23 protein-coding genes are annotated in these 20,176 nt (G+C 30.3%); all 23 read right to left on the reverse strand.

Annotation, left to right across the window (positions count from 1 at the left end; translation table 11 throughout):
- Positions 1-15: 15 nt before the first annotated feature.
- Positions 16-1,272 carry a flagellar hook protein FlgE gene (locus ACVHXK_RS07380; protein WP_461205734.1) on the reverse strand — a complete coding sequence of 419 codons (1,257 nt, stop codon included), beginning with the start codon at positions 1,270-1,272 and terminating at the stop codon, positions 16-18.
- Between the two features lie 90 nt (positions 1,273-1,362).
- The gene (locus tag ACVHXK_RS07385) at positions 1,363-1,782 is read right to left on the reverse strand and encodes a TIGR02530 family flagellar biosynthesis protein (protein WP_461205735.1); all 420 of its coding nucleotides are present in this window, start codon (positions 1,780-1,782) and stop codon (positions 1,363-1,365) included.
- A 17-nt stretch (positions 1,783-1,799) separates the two neighbouring features.
- Complete coding sequence (locus ACVHXK_RS07390; protein ID WP_461205736.1) at positions 1,800-2,207, reverse strand: flagellar hook assembly protein FlgD; 408 nt, start codon at positions 2,205-2,207, stop codon at positions 1,800-1,802.
- A 10-nt stretch (positions 2,208-2,217) separates the two neighbouring features.
- Positions 2,218-4,401, reverse strand: coding sequence for a flagellar hook-length control protein FliK (locus ACVHXK_RS07395; protein WP_461205737.1), 2,184 nt, complete (start codon positions 4,399-4,401; stop codon positions 2,218-2,220).
- Between the two features lie 149 nt (positions 4,402-4,550).
- Positions 4,551-4,994 carry a flagellar export protein FliJ gene (fliJ, locus tag ACVHXK_RS07400; RefSeq protein ID WP_461205738.1) on the reverse strand — a complete coding sequence of 148 codons (444 nt, stop codon included), beginning with the start codon at positions 4,992-4,994 and terminating at the stop codon, positions 4,551-4,553.
- Between the two features lie 9 nt (positions 4,995-5,003).
- Entirely contained in the window at positions 5,004-6,311 is a 1,308-nt protein-coding gene (fliI, locus tag ACVHXK_RS07405; RefSeq protein WP_461205739.1) for a flagellar protein export ATPase FliI, read from the reverse strand.
- A gap of 5 nt (positions 6,312-6,316) precedes the next feature.
- The gene (locus tag ACVHXK_RS07410; RefSeq protein WP_461205740.1) at positions 6,317-7,033 is read right to left on the reverse strand and encodes a FliH/SctL family protein; all 717 of its coding nucleotides are present in this window, start codon (positions 7,031-7,033) and stop codon (positions 6,317-6,319) included.
- Positions 7,017-8,024, reverse strand: a complete 1,008-nt coding sequence (gene fliG / locus ACVHXK_RS07415) for a flagellar motor switch protein FliG (RefSeq protein ID WP_461205741.1) — start codon at positions 8,022-8,024, stop codon at positions 7,017-7,019. The genes ACVHXK_RS07410 and fliG overlap by 17 nt, the downstream gene beginning before the upstream one ends.
- Entirely contained in the window at positions 8,014-9,621 is a 1,608-nt protein-coding gene (gene fliF / locus ACVHXK_RS07420; protein WP_461205742.1) for a flagellar basal-body MS-ring/collar protein FliF, read from the reverse strand. The genes fliG and fliF overlap by 11 nt, the downstream gene beginning before the upstream one ends.
- A gap of 40 nt (positions 9,622-9,661) precedes the next feature.
- On the reverse strand, positions 9,662-9,949 hold the full coding sequence (gene fliE, locus ACVHXK_RS07425) for a flagellar hook-basal body complex protein FliE (RefSeq protein ID WP_461205743.1): 288 nt from the start codon (positions 9,947-9,949) through the stop codon (positions 9,662-9,664).
- 13 nt (positions 9,950-9,962) lie between these two features.
- Positions 9,963-10,391: a flagellar basal body rod protein FlgC gene (flgC, locus tag ACVHXK_RS07430; protein WP_461205744.1), complete on the reverse strand. Its 429-nt coding sequence runs from the start codon at positions 10,389-10,391 to the stop codon at positions 9,963-9,965.
- A gap of 2 nt (positions 10,392-10,393) precedes the next feature.
- Positions 10,394-10,798 (reverse strand): flagellar basal body rod protein FlgB, encoded by a 405-nt coding sequence (gene flgB, locus ACVHXK_RS07435; protein ID WP_461205745.1) that lies wholly within the window; start codon positions 10,796-10,798, stop codon positions 10,394-10,396.
- A 236-nt stretch (positions 10,799-11,034) separates the two neighbouring features.
- Positions 11,035-11,427 carry a hypothetical protein gene (locus ACVHXK_RS07440; protein WP_461205746.1) on the reverse strand — a complete coding sequence of 131 codons (393 nt, stop codon included), beginning with the start codon at positions 11,425-11,427 and terminating at the stop codon, positions 11,035-11,037.
- The gene (gene fliS, locus ACVHXK_RS07445) at positions 11,412-11,780 is read right to left on the reverse strand and encodes a flagellar export chaperone FliS (RefSeq protein ID WP_461205747.1); all 369 of its coding nucleotides are present in this window, start codon (positions 11,778-11,780) and stop codon (positions 11,412-11,414) included. Before fliS ends, ACVHXK_RS07440 begins: the two co-directional genes overlap by 16 nt.
- A gap of 121 nt (positions 11,781-11,901) precedes the next feature.
- Positions 11,902-13,515 carry a flagellar filament capping protein FliD gene (gene fliD, locus ACVHXK_RS07450; protein ID WP_461205748.1) on the reverse strand — a complete coding sequence of 538 codons (1,614 nt, stop codon included), beginning with the start codon at positions 13,513-13,515 and terminating at the stop codon, positions 11,902-11,904.
- Between the two features lie 16 nt (positions 13,516-13,531).
- A complete protein-coding gene (locus ACVHXK_RS07455) occupies positions 13,532-13,927 on the reverse strand; it encodes a flagellar protein FlaG (protein WP_461205749.1) in 396 nt (131 codons plus the stop codon).
- A 208-nt stretch (positions 13,928-14,135) separates the two neighbouring features.
- Positions 14,136-15,284, reverse strand: a complete 1,149-nt coding sequence (flgL, locus tag ACVHXK_RS07460) for a flagellar hook-associated protein FlgL (RefSeq protein ID WP_461205750.1) — start codon at positions 15,282-15,284, stop codon at positions 14,136-14,138.
- A 409-nt stretch (positions 15,285-15,693) separates the two neighbouring features.
- A complete protein-coding gene (csrA, locus tag ACVHXK_RS07465) occupies positions 15,694-15,909 on the reverse strand; it encodes a carbon storage regulator CsrA (protein ID WP_461205751.1) in 216 nt (71 codons plus the stop codon).
- The gene (gene fliW, locus ACVHXK_RS07470; protein WP_461205752.1) at positions 15,903-16,346 is read right to left on the reverse strand and encodes a flagellar assembly protein FliW; all 444 of its coding nucleotides are present in this window, start codon (positions 16,344-16,346) and stop codon (positions 15,903-15,905) included. Before fliW ends, csrA begins: the two co-directional genes overlap by 7 nt.
- Positions 16,347-16,592: 246 nt before the next feature.
- Positions 16,593-17,492 (reverse strand): flagellar hook-associated protein FlgL, encoded by a 900-nt coding sequence (gene flgL / locus ACVHXK_RS07475; protein ID WP_461205753.1) that lies wholly within the window; start codon positions 17,490-17,492, stop codon positions 16,593-16,595.
- A gap of 10 nt (positions 17,493-17,502) precedes the next feature.
- On the reverse strand, positions 17,503-19,146 hold the full coding sequence (flgK, locus tag ACVHXK_RS07480) for a flagellar hook-associated protein FlgK (protein WP_461205754.1): 1,644 nt from the start codon (positions 19,144-19,146) through the stop codon (positions 17,503-17,505).
- Between the two features lie 12 nt (positions 19,147-19,158).
- Positions 19,159-19,599, reverse strand: coding sequence for a flagellar protein FlgN (locus tag ACVHXK_RS07485; protein ID WP_461205755.1), 441 nt, complete (start codon positions 19,597-19,599; stop codon positions 19,159-19,161).
- 2 nt (positions 19,600-19,601) lie between these two features.
- Positions 19,602-19,916, reverse strand: coding sequence for a flagellar biosynthesis anti-sigma factor FlgM (gene flgM, locus ACVHXK_RS07490; RefSeq protein ID WP_461205756.1), 315 nt, complete (start codon positions 19,914-19,916; stop codon positions 19,602-19,604).
- Positions 19,917-20,176: the final 260 nt, after the last annotated feature.

Genomic DNA, 20,176 nt, shown 5'->3' on the forward strand with positions numbered 1-20,176 from the left:
TTTATGTTAATTTAATTATCTCTTCAAGTTTAGTAATTCTTGGAGCATTTCATCTGAAGTTGTTATCGATCTAGAATTTGCTTGATAAGCTCTACTAGTAATAATCATATCTGTGAATTGATTTGCTAAGTCAACGTTTGATACTTCTAGTGCCCCTTGTGTTATTGTTCCAAAAGAATCCTCTCCTGCTACTCCATATTCCGGATCTCCTGAGTTGGCTGTTTTACCATATGAGTTTGAACCTTCTTTAGTTAAACCTTCTCTATTTTTAAATTTAGCTACTGCAAGTCTTCCTATCTTGTAACTATTTTGATCACTACAAATTGCAGTTATTTGACCTGAGGCATCTACGTTGAAAGTATCTAGTGTTACCTCTGTTTGATTTGTACCTATTGCAACACTCTCATATTTACCTGTATCTGAGTCTTTTATTAACAGCCCTGTTTCATCATCTCTTACAAAAGTCGTAGGAATTTCTAATGTTCTTAAATTGTCTGAACCAAAGTCTTGAATTGCTTGACCAGAACCATCGGCAAGTGATTTTGCAATACTTTGTATACTGGTTGCCGCAGTTATCGCTGCAGTTTTAGCATCACTCAAATTGGTATATGTTGATGTAGCAGTTAAGGAGATTGCTTTTAAATCATCAATAGCTGTTTGTGCAGTAGCATTTTGTGTCGCATCATTTTCAACTTCCTTTTGAATAGTTTCTGCAACAGATAATGCATCATTAATAACACTTGTTAATTCTGCTATAAGGGTAGTTGAAGGAGTTCCTGTACCTGTTACATCAATATTTGTAACACCATCTAATACAGTATTAGCATCTATAGCTGGATATCCCATTACTTTATTACCTGATGAATTTACAAGTGTCCCATAAGAATCTCTGTAAAAACAACCATCTCTAGTAAAACTAACTGCGTCAGGAGCTGAATTACCATCTATATCAGCAGAAGTTACGAAAAATCCTTCATTTTCAATAGCAAAGTCTAATTCTCTTCCTGTAGGTTCATGAACTCCATCTGTCATTAAAGTATCTATAGAACTTACTGTAGTTCCTAGTCCTACCTGTTTAGGGTTTTTAGCACCTTTACCTGATGTATCCGGTCCTAGTGCTGTAGACATAGTATTACTTAATGTTTCTTGAAATTTAACCCTACTTGATTTAAAAGCTGTTGTATTTACATTTGCTATATTGTTACCTATAACATCCATCTTTACCTGATTACTCTTCATACCACTTACACCTGAATATAACGATCTTAACATATTAAAATCCTCCTAAAGTTTTTTAGTTTTATTTCACCGCTTCTATCATTCCACAGTGAGGAGGCTTCCCGTTAGGGTCCAGCCATTTTTTTATTTTACAAAAACTGCACTATCAATATTGGTAAATATATTCCCTTCTCCTCCGTCTATTTCCATAGTTGTGATTATTGTTTTGCTTGAAATATTAGATACAAAAGCTAAATTTTTATAAATTAATAAACTTTCTTCTGCGCCTTTGTCTTTTGCTTTATCCATAGCATTGCTTAAGGATGTCATATCCTTTGAAGTTAATTCTATATTTCTGCTATCAAGCCTTCTCTGAGCATGTTTTGATATTTTTATATCACTACCATTTGCTTTGTTAACATTAAAATCCTTGTTCTTTAATGAATCTCTATTAATTTGCTTTTGGAGCATGTCCTCAAAAGAAGTTTTATTCGTTCCAACTCTTTTACTATTATTTTGTTTGTTTAAATTATTATAAAAATCATTATTAACTTTAAAGCTCAAAATTTCACCTACCTTAGCTACTGCCCAATTATCTCTTCTATTTCACTTACATTAAATTGTTTGCCGTCTATTGTCATTGTCAATTCACTATCTAAATTACTGGTTTTACTTACAATTCCAGAATAAATTTCTCCATCTCTAGATACTTTTACTTCTTTTCCAATAAGAGATGCTCCTAATTGTGTGTTTTGAAGGCTAATTAAAGTCATAAGATTATCACTTAAATTTTGCATTTGCTCTAAAGAACTGAACTGTGCCATTTGTGCTATATATTCACTGTTATCCATTGATTCCATAGGGTCTTGATATTGAAGTTGAGCAGTTAATATCTTCAAAAAATCATCTTTCCCTAAACTTTTCTGAGTCAATTCTGAACTTTGGCCTAATTGACTAATATCATAGTTACTGATTGAACTTACTGCCATTTTGATCCTCCTATGTTAATATATTTATTTTGTTATCATAATACATTGTAGCTGATTTGCTAAGTGTTTTTTTGTCATCCTCTGTATAAAGTTCTTCAATATTTTCATTACTAGAGTTTGTACCATTTCCATTTTCTTCGTTATAGAAATCATTATTTCTGCTATTCTCTCCATTTTGAGAATTAAAAGAAAAATTATTAGCATAACTAGTCTTATCATTTACATTAACTTCTATTATTTTTACATTGGCATTCTCTAGAGATGTCTTAATAAGATGCATATTCTTTTGAATAAGTTCCTTTGTTTCATTTGAGCTGACTATTATTTTTGCTATCATTTCGTTGTCTTTTTTTTCTATTTGTATATTTAGCTCACCTAACTCTTGTGGCTTCAATTTTACTGACATTGTCATCTCTTCATTGTTTTTTATTCCATCAGTTTTTATTTCTAACTCCTTAATTACCTCATCAAAGTTTTCAATTTGAACTTCTGCTGTTGTATTTATATTACTTATTGTTAAATCATTACTGTTACCTTGCGCTGTAGTGTTAAAGATATTTAAATTTTGCAGTGTACTTTTGATATTATCCACTTGTGGTTTATCTTTATCACTAATCTCTGTTAAATTATCTTTAGTAGATTCATCTTTAGCTATAAATGACAAATTATTTAACTTTAGATTTTCTGACTTAGTGAATGTATTATTTAGAGTCTTGTCTATAAATTTGATCTCTTCATTGTTTTCATCAAAATTAAAATTTAAAATTTTATCTACAGAGTTACTATCAGTTGCATCTTTTTCTTTTGATATGCTTTTTTGAGAATCAATTTCTATTGTATCATTTTGCAGATTAAATATCCTATTTACTCTACTTAAATCGACAATTGCTTCATATTGTTGATTTACGGTAGTAGCACTATTATACTTAGTAATTGTTTCTTCATTTTGTATAGTAGATAAATTAGTCTGGATAACTTTCAGCTCTTTTATGACACTTATTAATTTCTCTTCCACAATTTTAACTTGATTAACCTCATTATCATAGTTAGTCTCATTTAACACAGTAAACTCGTTTTTATAATTATTTACTTCTTGATTTTTCTGCTCATTGTGGTTAACATCCATAGCAATATTCTGTTTGAATTCAATTTTATTTTGTCCTCTGCTTTGTAAGTTTTTAATAGTATCATACGCATTCTGATCTTCTTTTGTATTAGAAATACTATTTTCAGGATTACCTTGTAATACATTTATTATCTCTTGTATTTTAGGATCAGTGATATCATTTTTCATACCAATAAATTCAGCCACATTGCTGACTAAGTTATCTATATCATCCTGTAAATAATTAATTTTATTGCCAATTTCTTCGTTAATTTGTTTATTCACTACTTGACTTGACAGGCTTACCTCATATTCCAAATATTGTTTTGAGTCTTGTTTTACATCTTTGTTAGTGTCTATTTTTTCATAGTTACCTATTTGTGAAATAATATCCTTTATTGAATTTTCAACTTCTTTTAAAAGTATAGTTTCACTGTTTTGGTCAAGATTGCTTATCTCAGTAAGTATATTTTGAAGTTCACTTTTCACAGAATCTAGCTGCGCTATTTCATTACCTACAACACTATTATTTAGGTTAATATAGTAGTTTTCTACTGTATTATTTTGCTTAGCTACTATACTTGCATGTTGATTTAGTATATTTGTTTTGTGAGTTGTTACGATTGTATCTCCAGTTAGGGTATTGCTTTCTTGCATTATTGAACTTAACCCTTGGATCATTGTTTGTTTTGAACTTCCACTCATTTTTTGTGTTATTTCGCTTGATTTTTCTGTGATTTTCATTACTTCTTGAGATATTTCAATTAGTTTTTGTGTGCTGTTAAATTCATATTGTAACGAGGCTAAATTTAATGTATCATCTTCAATATAATCATCTAAAGATTTAGTTTCATCAATTTTATCCTCATTTCCTTTTTTATCTTCAACATCTAAGTTAAATATAAAACTTGAATCTCCCTGTGATGTATCTCCTTCAACTTTTACACTTTTAGTATCTTGAATCTCTTCACTCTTAAAAATTCCACTCATCAAATCTGAAAACTTACAATCTCCACTTTCTATCTTAACATCATTACTTTTACTGTTTTTACTCCCTAATTGTGCATTTATTGCTGCCATTACTTCCATTTTTTTCACCCCCTTTCATGGGTATAGTTCAAAGTGCACAGTGCATAGTTCACAGTTGTTAAAGATTTTGCGTAGCAAAATCATCCATAATTGCAAATTGCAAATTGCACATTGCAAATTTGTTTTAATATATAAATTGCAAATTTGTTTTAAATAGTAGCTTTTCTTAAGTAAGCATATAGGCCTAATTCATCATTAAGCTTTTGTTCTTCTTTTTCTATTTCTTTTTTATAGGAATCATATTCCTTTTCTTTTAAAACTTCTATTGTTTTTCTTTCTTTTTGAGCTATTATCAATTTCTTCCTTATCTCTTCTAACTTTTCTTTATATTGTTTTACTAATTTTTCTTGTTTATCTACTTTGTCCTGCAGTGTGTACATATAAGAATAACAATTCTTTAAGTTTATTGTAGTTAAGTTTGTTTTATTGTGAAGTTGCACACAACTTTCTTCTAATTGAATATTTAAACTCTCCAAAATTTCTTCTTGTTCTTTAACTTTATTATTAAGCTTCAAAAAAACTTCTTTTACACTATCCTCTTTATCTTCTTTATATTTCAAAACACTTTGCAATGAATATTCAAATTTTTTCATATTAGTCTCCTATTGAAATATTTTAGTGATATTTTGGACAACTTCCTCATAATGTATTCTTTCTTCAACAGTCTGTTGTAAAAATTTTTCTATTTCAGTATTTAATTTAACTGCTCTATCTATTTTAATATTACTTCCCTTTTTATAAGCACCGAGATTTATTAAATCCTCTGCCTTCTCATAGGTAGCTAAGTTATCTCGCAGCTCACTTGCTGCTCTATAATGCTGCTTTGTAACTATTTCTTTCATAAGTCTACTAACGCTTTTTTGTACATCTATGGCAGGAAAATGATTTTTCTCTGCTATTTTTCTCGTTAATATAATATGTCCATCTAAAATACCTCTAACAGAGTCTGCAATAGGTTCATTCATGTCATCGCCTTCAACTAACACTGTATAAAAAGCAGTTATAGAACCTTTATCAGAGGTTCCTGACCTTTCTAATAATTGTGGTAATATTGCAAACACAGATGGTGTATATCCCTTTGTTGCAGGAGGTTCCCCTATAGCAAGGCCAACTTCTCTCTGCGCCATTGCAAATCTAGTAACTGAATCCATCATAAGCATAACTTTTTTACCCTGGTCTCTAAAGTACTCTGCTATAGCAGTAGCTACGAAAGCCCCTTTTAATCTTATAAGTGCCGGCTGGTCTGAAGTTGCACAAACAACTATTGTTTTCTTTAGTCCTTCTTCCCCTAAATTACTCTCAATAAAATCTAGTACCTCTCTTCCTCTTTCACCAATTAGGGCAATTACATTTACATCTGACTCGCAATATCTGCTCATCATTCCAAGGAGTGTACTTTTACCTACTCCACTACCTGCAAATATACCAATTCTCTGACCCTCCCCACAAGTTAAAAGTCCATCAATAGCTTTAACCCCAGTAGGCATTATTTCCTTAATTCTTTTTCTTTTTAATGGATTTGGAGGTGCATTATATATATTGTATTCATCTTTTAAATTAAGTTTTTCACCATCAATAACATTGCCTAAACCATCTAAAATCTTACCCAATAATTCTGGCCCTACTTTTACACATAAGGATTTTCCTGTAGGCCTCACAAGTGCACCTGAATTTACACCTCTAAGGTTTCCTAAAGGCATTAATAAAGCTGTATTGCCTTTAAAACCAACTACTTCTGCTTCTATTATTTCATTTTTATTTAAAATAATCTGGCAAACTTCCCCTACAAATGATTTCAAACCTTCCACTTGTATAGTTAGCCCTATTACTTCCTTTACTTTGCCATATGAATCATAAAACTTCTTATCTTCTAAAGCTTTTTTATACTTTTCTAGAAAGTTTCTTTCCATATTATCTACCTTACCTTAGAAAATTCTTTTATAATATTGTCTATTTGAGATTTTGTGTCGAGATTTATTTGTTCGATTTCACTATCTATAATACAATTAGTTGTATCTAATGAATTATCTTCAAGAAATGTAAAAATGGCATTTGGACAAATTTTTCTTAATTCTTCTTCATTTTTATTTAAAATTTCTAAATTTTCAGCATTGACTCTTATAATCATTCTTTCTCTATTTACTAACTCATTAAGAACTGACTTAATCATTGGCATAATCTTTTTATCATTATCATCTATTGATATCTTAGTTATCTTTTGAGCAATCATTATAGCCATCTCAATTATTTCATCTTCTAAATTAATCAACTGCTCTTTTCTTTTCTTTTCAGCTTGCAACAATAATTCTGTTGCTCCTTCTTTCTGAGCTTGTACATCTTCCATAGCCTTATTGTATCCCTCTTCATAGCCTAAAGATGTACCTTGTTCAAAGCCTTCTTCATATCCCTCTGTTCTAGCTCTTTTTTTTATTTGTTCTGCTTCTTCTAAAGCCTTTTCTATAATTTCTTCTTCTTTGGCACGATTTATTCCTGAAGATGAAAATTTTTCTTTTTCATCAGGATTAGATCCTTTAGAAAATATTTCTAAAGTATCAAAGGCCTCTACTCTATACTTTTTTATTATTGTATTATTAACAGTATTTTTTTTAATAATATTAGTATATAGTGCCATCGTCTCCACCTCTGTTAATAATTACTTCACCTTTATTTTCTAGATTTCTAATAATAGCAACAATTTTTTGCTGCGCTTCTTCAACCTTAATAACTTTTACTGGACCCATCATTTCTATTTCTTCCTTAACGGCCTCACTTGCTCTTGACGAAATATTTTCATAAATCAATTTTACTACTTCTTCTGACGCGCCTTTAATAGCTAGTGCCATGTCTCCTGTTGATACTTCTCTAAGAACTTTTTGAATAGATCCTTTGTCAAGAAGTTTAATATCTTCAAATATAAATAATTTAGCTTTAATTTCATTTTTAAGTTCTGGTTTTTTAATACTAATTCCATCTAAAATATTTTTTTCAGTAGTTCTAGTTACAGAATTCAGAATATTTACAAGTGCATCTACTCCACCTATTGTATCGCTTTCCATAAAACTTCCACTAATAAGTTTTTTTTCTAATGCATATTCCAATTTTTTCATAGCAATAGGCGATACAGCCTTCATATTTGCAATTCTATCAGCAACTTCACTTTGAATAGATTCAGGTAATCCAGATAATACCGCTGCGGATTTTTCTGCTTGAAGGTGACAAAGAACCATTGCAATTGTTTGAGGTTGCTCTTTTGATAGAACTTTAATCAATTGATCTGCCTCTATTTTCCTCGCTATTTCAAATGGTTTTTTCTCACCAGAACTACTTTTCATATTTTTCAAAAGTTTTTGTGCTTTTTGTTGACCTACCGCCTTATTTAATACATCTTCAGCGTATTTATTCCCACCAGCACTTACAAATTGTCTTTTATTCAACACTTGCCCAAATTCTTCAACTACTTTTTTTCTATCTTCTACCCCAACATAACTTATTTTTCCTATTTCAGTAATTATACTTTCAATTAAGTTATCTGGAAATTCTTTAAGTATTTTTGCCGAAGTTTCTGGCCCTAAAACAATCAAAAGAGTAGCAACTTTTTTGATACCTGTAATATTATTTTTCATTTTTTGCTTCTCTCCCTTCTATGAGCCACAATTTTAATAGCTCTGCTGCTTCTTTAGGGTTTTCACTGGCATATTTATTAATCTCATCCTGCATAGTTCTTTTTACTTTTCCAGTATCTATGATCACTTCATCTACTATTTCCTTATGCTTGATTTCATCTGTAGAAAGAGTTCCTTCTAAAATAATTTTATCTAACTCTTTTTCTCTATTCTTTTCTTTCTTATTTCTACTACGTCTTACAAGTAATATTATTGGCACTAATATAATTAGCAATAATCCAATTATAATCCCTATTAAAACAGGTACTGATACTGCATTTAAAATACTTGTCATAGCTCCTGTCTCTGGTACTTCGCTGTTTATATCATCTTGAATAGCATCCTGAAGTGTTGTATCAAAAGGAATTCCTGCTACATTAATAACATCTCCTCTTGCCTCACTTGCTCCTATTGATGCAATTACAATGTCTTTAATAGTTTGTTTTTCATCATCAGTTAATTCAGCATCCATTATAATATTGGCAGAGATTTTTTCTATAGTCCCAACGGCTTTTTTTACAGTCCTAGTTATCTCACCTGTTTCATAATTACGTATAACATCATAGGATTGAGTATTAGGATCTGATGTAATATCATCGTCAGCTATATATCCTCCTGTGTCAGATGGATTTTCCCCTGTATCTGTTTCTTCGATACTCTCATAATTTTTTTGTTCACTTATTACCACAGGGTCTCCAGTATAATCTTTGCTTATACTTTCTTCTGTATCCATATCCATTTCAACCGAAACATTTACAACAGCCTTACCTGCTCCAAAAGTTTTTTCTAGCGTATTTGTTATTTTATATTCTATCTCCATATTTTTTGTATTTTCTAAATCTAATTTGTTCATTGCTGCTGTAGTATCATTGTATTCACTGCCAGCAATTACACCTGCACTTAATAAATTTGATTCAGAGTCTAAAACTTTTACGTTTTCTTCCGATAAATTATTTACAGCACCTGATACAAGCGATATTATTCCTTTTACTTGAGCAGTAGACAGAGTCTGACCTTGTTTAATATCTAAAAGTATTGATGCCGATGCAGGGTCTCCTTCATCACTAAAAAGGCTATCTTCTGCTAAAACTAGGTGAACTCTTGCGCTATTAATCTCTTGAAGAGATGCTATTGACCTTTGAAGTTCGCCCTCTAGTGCACGTTGATACATAATTTTTCTATCTTCATCGGTAACCATGATACCTATGTCATCGAACAATTCGTATCCAGAACCACTATTAGGCAAAGAACCAGACATTGCAAGATCCAATCTAAGCTTGTCTATTTGTTTTTCATCAACAAGTATTGTTGTACCATTGTCTTCTAATTTATATTTTTCAATTTTCAGAGTCTCTAACTGGCTTACAATATTAGCAGAATCTGTTAGGCTAAGATCAGTATATAGTGTTTCATAATTTGTACCCGCAAAAACAGTAAAATAAATAAACATAGAAACAATTGCAGAAACTCCAACTCCTCCTATGACCACCTTCATGCCTTTGTCCAACGATTTCCATCCATTTGAAATTCTGTCAGTAAACCCTTTCAAAACACCCATTCATTAAACCCCTTTTGTAAGCTTTCTGTATCTCTCGCTTCTATAATTGCATTCTACTGACTTCTTGATAAGCTTCAATTACTTTATTTCTTATTTGAACTGTAAGTTGAAGAGCTATTTGTGCTTCCTCTGTAGCTATCATCACTTTATGAATATCTTGCACCTCACCTGCTACCATTTTTTCTGAAAGTTCATCTGATTTTATTTCTAGGTCTTTAACATTTTGCAATTGCTCATTTAATAAACTTCCAAAAGAAAAATCTTCTTCTTTTGTTGAATTACTTACTGGCAGCGCATTAGTAATACTCTCTATATTTCCAATTTTCATTTAATAGCACCTCTTATCTTCCGATTTCTAGAGCTTTAAGTAGCATACTTTTACTTGAATTAAAGGCTGTAACATTTGCCTCATATGACCTTGTTGCTTTCATCATATCTACTATTTCATCTAATACATCCACATTAGAGTATGTTACAAATCCATTTTCATCAGCATCAGGATGATCTGGCTCATAAACTACTTTTAAATCAGAATCATCTTCAACTACTTCTTTTATTTCTACCCCACTACCCAATCTATCTTGATTGCCTTGTTCATCTATTACAGTTTTAAATTTTTCTTTAAATGTTGGTATTTTTCTTCTATAAACATCTCCATTTTCATCTACAGTAGTAGATTCATTAGCAATATTAGAAGAAATTAATTCCATTTTCATTCGATCTACAGACAATCCACTTGAACTTATTTCCATATTCCTAAAAATGGACATAATTATCTACCTCCTGTAACTACATAGCTTAAATTCGACAATTTTTTATTAACTTGTTGTACTAATGCATTATATAAAATCTGATTTGACGCCATATCGACCATTTCTTTTTCTATGTCAACACTATTTCCATCTTCATTAACTTTCAAATCTTTATCTTGTAAAACTTCTGCATCAATATTTTCTATATTACCTGTCCCAATGTGTTTTTCATTATTACCCGTTAAGCTTAATGTCCCTTCACCAATTGCAGCTTTAAGTTTGTCTTCAAAACTGACTCTACTAGCTTTAAAATTTGGAGTGTTCACATTGGAAATATTATTAGATATTACACTTTGTCTTAAATTAACTGCGTCTAAGGAACTTTTTAACAAATCGTATGTATTGTTATTTACAATATTAGACATAATATCGACCTCTTTTTCTAATTATAATAAAAATAAGAATAAAAATATAGTTTATTCTAAAATTTATATTACTTTTAATCAACTTTTAATCAACTTAAAACTACGATTAAATAATAATTATACATAAATTAATAATAAATCATTAATAATAACTAGTCAATGCAAAAAAAGACAAAAAAAGCCCTCCAGTGTTAAATTTCTCTAATAAACTTAACAATAGTGGGCTTTTAGGCTAATTATGTAATTTTCTTGTCAATGAAGTAAGAATTTGTAATCTTCTTCATATATTCATTATTAACCTTATCTTTCTTTCTAATCTGCAGCATTATATTTTTGATTTTAATTTTATTTTCACTATAAAATTTCATTTCTTTTTCTGTAACTATTAAAGCTTTTGAATATATTTCTCTCAGTAACTCTTCTAGTTCTTTTGATAATAAAGTTTCTTTTTCTATATTATTTTTAATCTCTAACAAGAGTTCTTCTTTTTTATCTACCAACGAAAATATCTTTTGAAATTGATCTTCTTGATTTAAATCCTTTAATTTATCTATTTCTTCATCTAATTTATTCAGATTATCATCTAACTTCCAGAGTAGTTCTTTTAAGTAATCTATATTTGAGCCCATGTCTCTCTAAGCTCCTCTAGCATAGATTTTACACTTAGAACTTTTTCTCTGTCTTTTTTTATATTCGCTTTAATTAATTCGTCTTTCATATAGTCATAAAGATTATACAAATCTTTGGAAATATCTCCGACTTCAAAATTCAAAGTCGACATTAATTCAATCAAAATATCTTCTGTTTTAACTATATATTTATGAGAGTCCTCTATATTTTTATTATCTATGGATATAACTGCGAATCTCAAAAATTTTATTGCCCCATCATATAACATCAGTAATAATTGCTTCTTTGAAGCTGTATTTACTTGATTATTTTTATATGTGTTATATGCATTTGCAGTATTGTTGTAATACATACGGTTCCCCCCCACTCTTTATGTAGAGATAATTTAAAAATCTATTTTATAAACACTAACTTATACTAGTTCACAGTTCACAGTGCACAGTTCACAGTTCACAGTTATAATATCTAAAAATTTAGTTGTCACTAGATATCATAGAACTAAATTGTGAAGTAAGATATGATGTTGTTGTCTCTGCTTGCGCCATATATGTGTCTAATGCAGCAAATATCTTAATGTAGTATGCCTCTTTTGCTTCCATTCTATCATTGAAAGCCTCTATTTGATCATTAACTGTATCCATCATACTTTCTAAACTCGTTTGTTTACTTTGTATAATTCCATCTGAATCATCTGTATAATACTCTAAGAAAGTATCTAGTTTATCAGCAAATCCAGTAATTCCATCATCTTCATTTCCATAGAAAAATTCTTTTACTGCCTCTGCATTATCATCCATAGCTTCTTCAAATGTTGTTGTATCAAAGGAAAGCGTTCCATAATTATCAACTGTAGTAATTCCTAAACTTGAAGCTGATTTATAATTTGTTGTAATCCCTGATATTGTATCTGAAACTGAAGTTCTTAAATTGGATATTAATCTTTGAAGAGATGAATCTCCTGCTAAATCACCAGCACTTCCTTCAACATCTGGGTCACCTGAAGCTGATTTAGACTGCATAAAAGATAACGTAGAATTGTATTGACTTACAAAACTTTCAATAGCACTTTCTAAATCTGAATAATCATTAGAAACTGTTAGAGTTGTTGTTCCTTCGTCTTTTAATGTGAAAGTAAGTCCGTCTACTACATCACTTATTTCATTTGAAGATCTAGTTACTGATATTCCATTTACAGTAAATTCGCTATTATTTCCTCTTCTTGCTACATTTTCATCTGATATTTGTTCTGTAGCCTTCATACCAATAGCATCAATTATACTATCTGAACTATCATCTGTTAAAGTTATTGTTTCATCACCAAAACCCTTACTTTTTAGTACTAATTGATAATCTATAATCGTTGCTGAAACATTATCTAACTCTTCATTAATTCTTGCAACGATATCACTTAACGAATCAGTTGTAGTAATATCTATTGTTTCTACTTCATTATCTCCAACTTTTATACTTAAAGTTCCTTCTTGGTTTAAATCATTTTTCACAGCATTAACTATATCATTTGATTGATCATCAGTAAAAGTAGCTACCTTTGTTGCATCTACACTAGTTAAAACTAATTCTGAATCAACAACAGATGCTGTTACAAGTGCCTTAAGCTCACTATCATTATTTATTTTTGTAACAATATCATTTAATGAATCTAAATTTTCAACAGATATAGCTTTTTCAGTTCCATCAACATCTATTTTTAATGTTCCTGACTGATTTAAACTCTCATTTGGCGACTTTACTTTAGTACCTACCATTGTTGTACTCTTTGCAATTTTAGTTACTTCTATTTCATAAGTTCCTTCAATAGCATCGTTATCTACAGAAGCACTAGCTACTGACGAACTACTATTAGAAACTTTTTTATCTGTATATAAATCTTCATCTTTTAACTCATCTATTTTAGTGCTTAGAGTATTCATTCTCGTATTAATGTCTTTCCAAGCATTTTTTTCAGTTTCATAATCTTGCACTTTTGTGCTCATACTTACTAGAGGCATTTTTTCAGCAGCCATCAATTGATCTACCATAGTTTGGTCTATCCCTGAATAAGACCCTAAAAAATTTATACTTGACATAGTCTACCTCCTATCATTATCCTTTTTCATCTACTAACATTCCCACCATCTCTTCCATTTTAGCAACAATGTCAAGAATTTTCTCTGGTGGAAGTTCCCTTATTACTTCATTTGTTTCAGTATCCACTACTTTAACCAAAATTTGATTTGTTTTTTTATGAACAGAAAACTCAAAATGTTTATCTGTCCCAAACATAACCTTATTTAATTTTTCAATCTGTTCTTCTATAAATTCAGAACTAAATTCTCGTTTCCCCTGATGAGTACTTTGTCCATTATTAGACTTACTCTTATCTTCCTTAATACTACTACCATCAACGCCATCCAACTTACTCTGAACATGAATAACTTTAGGAGCTCTTGCAATTGGTTCATTAGATTTTTGAGTTGAAACTACCTTTGTGATATCCAAATTAATCACCTCTATTGGAGTTCACAGTGCACGGTTCACAGTTCACAGTTGTAGATGATTTTCTTCGTTTCTCAGAAAATCTTTTGAATTAAATTCAATAAAGATATTTTTTAGCTCTGCTAAAAAATATCATCCTTAATTGTGCATTGTGCATTGTGCATTGTGCATTAAAAAAAATGGGTCTGGCTGAAAGCCAGCCCATTTAAAACTATCTTAATAATTGAAGTACATTTTGTCCCGCTTGGTTAGCTTGAGCAAGCATTGAAGTAGCTGCTTGACTTAAAATGTTATTCTTAGTGAATGTCATCATTTCTTGAGCCATATCTACGTCTCTAATTCTTGATTCTGCTGAAGTTATGTTCTCAGAAGAAGTTGTTAAGTTGTTCATTGTATGCTCTAATCTATTTTGATAAGCACCTAATTTTGCTCTTTGTGTTGATACATCATTAATTGCACTATCAATTACTTTTAAACTGTCACTAATATCATCATCGTCACCTTCAACAGTTATCTTTGATATATCAGTAACTGTTGCACCAGCACTTAACCCTGTTACTGATTTTCCTAAAGCAGAAGATCTCATATCTGCTATTGAAACTGTCAAGTTTTGGTCACTATTAGCTCCAATTTGCAATTTCAGGTCATCACCAGTTACTACAATGGAATCTGATGTTGTACTAACACCTAAATCCGTAGAAAGAGTTATGTCTCCTCCTACTGCTTTTATTTCAATCCCAAATTGGTCAAACTTAATTGAATTTCCTCCAGTTATTGTAGCTGCTCCAACATCTATTGTTTGTCCTATTCCATTTGCATCTTTAATAGTTACTTCTGTACCACTAACTGAAACATCATAACTTCCCGCTTCAGCTCCCTCTACAGATATTGTTGTGTTTGCTCCAACGTCTGCGTTTGTTGCTGCATCTAAAGAAGTAACTAGTGATCCATTTAAAATATTCTTTCCATTAAACTCCGTATCATTACCAATCCTTGTTATTTCTTCTGTTAAATTATCTATTTCTGTTTGTATATTAGTTCTATCAGTATCTGTTAATGTACCATTAGAAGCTTGTACTGTTAATTCTCTCATTCTTTGAAGCATTGAGTGAGTTTCAGTTAATCCACCTTCAGCTGTTTGTATTAAAGAAACACCATCTTGTGCATTTCTATTTGCTTGATCTAGTCCTTTGATTTGAGCTCTCATTTTTTCTGATATAGCTAGCCCTGCAGCATCATCAGCTGCTCTGTTGATTCTTAAACCTGAAGATAATTTTTCTAAAGATTTGTCTTTTGAAGCATTTGTTGCTGAAAGCTTTGAATAAGTATTTAAAGCTCCTATGTTGTTATTAATTCTCATTGTAAATTCCTCCTTGAATTTTGTTTGGCATCCTTGCCGTTTTATGTTTTGTTTTTATATAAAGTCTTACTGAATATAATTTGTTTTGTCTAAATTTTAAGTTTTAGTTTCTTTATTAGAGTGCAATTTGCAGAGTGCAGAGTGCAGTGAATGGATGATTTTGCTACGCAAAATCTTTTAATTTAATAAAGATTTACGAAGAATGAGGAAATCATCCTTCACTGCAAATTGCACATTGCACTCTGCACTCTAATAAAAAAACAATAACCCTTAACAAAAACAATACTTTTATATATCAACAATCCTTCAATAAGTATCTTTTATAGAATGGGTGATCACCATTTATAACTTATATTATATATTTCGGCTATTATCAAAATTGTTTTAGCCTTTTTTGATATATTTTTTATTATTTCAGCAAACTTTTTAATAAATCTTGATTATTGATTAAAGCTTCTTTGTTTTCTTCTTTTATTTGGTCTAAAACTTCAGTTCTGAAGATTTTCAAATCCTTTGGAGCTTTTATTCCTAGTTTTACTTTTCCATTATCTAGAGCTATTACTTCTATTTCAATATCATCACCTAATGTGATTTTTTCTCCTTTTTTTCTTGTAAGAACTAGCATGATTGCTCCTCCTCACTTTGAGAAGTAGGAATTATATGTTTTGTTGTATACTTAGAAGAATGTAGCACTATCTGCGCACCCTTTTTATTGTCTGCATTTATTACAATAGGAGCTAAAAGATTTGCTGTCATTCCATTCTTTTTAAAACTTACTATACTATAGATAGCTAATTGCTCAGAATCTTCTATTGCCATTTTCTTTAACTGACTATATTCTATATCAATTTCATAATCTTCAAAACTATCCCAAGGATTTATTAAAATAAAAGATATATTTTCATCTTCTATACTTTGCATTATATAAAACTTTTCCTTTTGGGGAATAGGCACTATACAATAGTTTTTATATTCCTCAAACCCTAATATACCATCTTCAAATTCAATTGTTTTATCCTCTTCTATTTGGAGTTCGCCTAAAAATCTACTTTTAACTAGCATATTAATTCTCCCCTCAAACTATCTTATTTTTATGGTTTCATTTCCAAATTATTACCATAGTTCATATTATAAGATTTAGTTCACAGGTCACAGTGCAAAGTTCACAGTTTAAGGATTATTTTGCAAAGCAAAATCTTTATTAAATTAAAAAGCTTTCGTGCAACGAAAGCTCTCCTTAATTGTGCATTGTGCATTGTGCATTGTGCATTATCTTTTAAAATTATCTTTTATAATTATCTTTTATAATTATCTTAAGTAATCTAGAAGCGTCGGCTGTATTATCTTCGCTCCCGAAGAAAGTGTTGTCTGATAAACACTTTGCATTGTCATAAATTCCATCATTTTTTCTGCTACATCTATATCTTCTGTTTTTGAGATTAGTTCTTTCATATTCAATATCTCTGCATCGCTTTTTTCTTTAATAGACTGGAATCTAGCTGTTCTAGCTCCAACTTTTGCTCTTTGATTTAGAATTCCTTCAATTGAATCATCTAGTTTTTCTAGTACTTCTCCACCAAGTGCATCTGTATCACTATTAGAAAGAGCTTCCTGTAATGATTTTAGAGAATCAGCTAAATTTGTTGCACTACTAAACTCTTCTCCTGTGGTGTTTGTTTTAACATTAAGAGAAGGACTTACTTCAATCATAATATCCCCATCATCACCTACATACGCTAACTCTAAAATACCATCTGTATTTTCATTTATTTCAAAAGGGGTACTATGTACATCATTACCTGCAAAGATATATCTACCATCAAACATAGTGTTGCCATCTTGCCCAATTTGCCGAACTAATTGATTTACTTCTTCTAAAAGCTGAAGTCTATCATTATCTGAATAGGATCCATTAGCTGATTGCACTGTTAGTTCCCTAAGTCTTTGAAGAGAATCGCCTATGTTCGCCATAGATGTATCTGTCATTTCATTCCATGACATGGCATCATCCATATTTCGTATATATTGTTCCCTATTATCAATATCTCTTGTCAAACTCATGATTTTAGCTACACCTATAGGGTCATCAGAAGGTTTTTCTAGTTCTTTTCCTGAAGAAAGTTGCTTTTCTATTTTATATAATTGTTCAGTATTTTTGCTTAAATTATTTATAAAGTTGTTTTGCAAAACCTTATTTGATATTCTCATTTTTTACCTCCTATAGACCAGTATTATTCATTAATGTATCTAACATTTCTACTAAAGTTGACATTACCTTTGCATTTGCAGCATATGCATTTTGAAATTGAACTAAATTTGCTATTTCTTCATCTAAAGAAACACCTGATATAGATTCTTTTTTTAAGTCCAATTGTTCAATTAATACTTCTTGGTTATCAACCATTCTATCTGCACTTTGTTTTTCTGTACCAACATTCGAAATCAAGTTTGTATAATAATCATCAAAACTTGCTCCATCATTTGCAGCATCAAATTCTAAACTTCCAGCAACATATGCAATATTCCCTGTTGCTTCATACTCTTCCTCTATTGAAAAATCATTATTTCTAAGTGATGCTATAGCTAATGCTCTTTTCCCATCATAAGAATCTTTTATACTATCTGTATTTATCTTCTCAGGATTATTTGTAATATCTGAATTGACCTTTATATCTTTTGCAGTAAATTTTCCATCTGCATTAGCCCCTGTAAAGAATTCTATTCCTACACTATCAAAAGATTTAATTCCTCCTGTAGAACTACCTTCTTCCTTATTAATGGCATTAATTCTTTGTGCAATTGAATTAGTTAATGCATCTAAACTATCTGTATACTCTTCAATTTTATTGTAAGAATCATTATATCCTTTAATAGTTCCTGTTAACTCGTCATTATCAAATTTTTCTATTGATGTTTTATCAACAAAATCTTTCTTTGTGAAAACAACATTTCCTTCTGTTAGATGTGGATATTCTTCTTCGAAACTACTTCCACTTGGGATATCACTAGCCCCTATCGTTATCGTCTTTGAATTATCAACTCCATCACCTGCTAATGATAATTTAACTTCATAATCACCTGCTGTATTCTTTGTAACAGAATCAACAAAAGAAACTTCATATTCAATTTCCACATCTGGTTCTGCTGCAACTAATGTCTGTCCACTAGTTGTAACAGTTGCTCTGTTAAATTTATCAAGAGATACATCTATATTTAAGGATTTTGATACTTCATTCAAAAGCAAATCTCTTTGATCTAAAAGCTCATTTGGAGCAACATTTCTAATAGTTGATTTATATATTTGATCGTTTAAGCTATCTATTCCTTCTATAGCCTTATTTAGATTAAAGACCTCATTTTCTATTACATCTTTTGAATTCAATTTTATATCTTCTAATCTCGAAGATATTACGTTTAATGTTACTGCAAAGTTTTCTGTTGTCTGTGTAACTACAGTTTTCACACTAACTTCTGATGGGTTCTTACTTAGTTCTTGCCAAGAATTCCACATCTCTGACATTGCCTTATTCAATCCATTATCTGAAGGCTCTAAGAAAGCAGTTTCAACCTCACTTAGTACCTCTGCCTTACTTTCGTATTCTCCTAAAATTCCATTTTCTTGTCTTATTTGGCTATCTAAAAAAGAATCCCTTACCCTAGCTACCCTTAAAGTATCGTGACCACTTTCACTTTTACCTACAATATCTGTGTTGTAAGTTCTGTCACTTACAGTTTCAACTCTTTGTCTTGAATATCCCTCTGTATTTACGTTAGCTATATTTTGTCCTGCCACTTCTATTCTCTTTTGTGCATCGTACATTCCTAATTTAGGTGTATATAAACTTCTCATCAATTGTGTCATATTATCGCCTCTTTACACAGATTTATTTATAGATACATTTATATTTCTAGTTGCCTGGCCTACCTTACCGTTAGCACCATAAGTATTTGTTTTATTACCTACTCCTAGACTACCAAGGACTTCTTTTGTGTACCTTAATGAGCTTTTTGTTAGTAAAGTATTAGTTTCATTTTGTATTTGTATATCTATAATTAATTCTCTTATATTATTTTTTATAATTAAACTTTTTTCTTTCAGGTCATCAGTCAATTCATCTAATAAAACTTTTTCATCTGCTGCTAATCTCTTACTTTCTAATTGGCCTAATCTTTCAGAAATTTTAGTTTTTTCTTCTACTATTTTATTTAGTTCTTGCCACTTTCCATTTATCAAAAGTTCTTTTTCTTTTATTAGAACTGATTTTAAATTATGAAGTATTTCTTCTTCCTTAGAATACAAATGATATATACTCATCTTTATTCTCCCTTAATTGTGTCATCACTAGATAATTTCTCTAGTATTTTTTCTCCTAATTCTTCTGAAGAAACTTTATACTTTCCTTCTTTAATTTTGCTTTTTATATCATCTATTTTACTCATCCTAGCTTTGTCTATTTCTTCTATTTTATCAATGTAAGATTTTAGCTTAATGCCTGTAGAAGACAATTCAATCCTGTCACCACTACTAGTCTTTACAGCTTTTTTCTCTTTTTCAGATACTTTGCTATCTTTACTTGTTGAATTGTTAGTATATAAATTTTTATCATAATAATTGTTATTATAAATCTTCATAAAATCACCCCTAATAGTCTTTACATAATATTTATCGGCTCTTATCTATTTTATTTTATATTTATTTCACAATTATGTTTATATGAATAGGTATTAATTTAATGCGAAATGCACAATGCACAATGCACAATTATGGATGATTTTCTTCCCGTTGGTCAGAAAATCTTTAATTAAAAAAGATTCCCTACACAAAGGAAGAGAATCCATTAATTCATTAATATAATTTTTAAGTAAAATATAGATTTTCTAACTGCAAGAAA

The sequence above is a fragment of the Clostridium sp. DL1XJH146 genome (assembly GCF_054819755.1).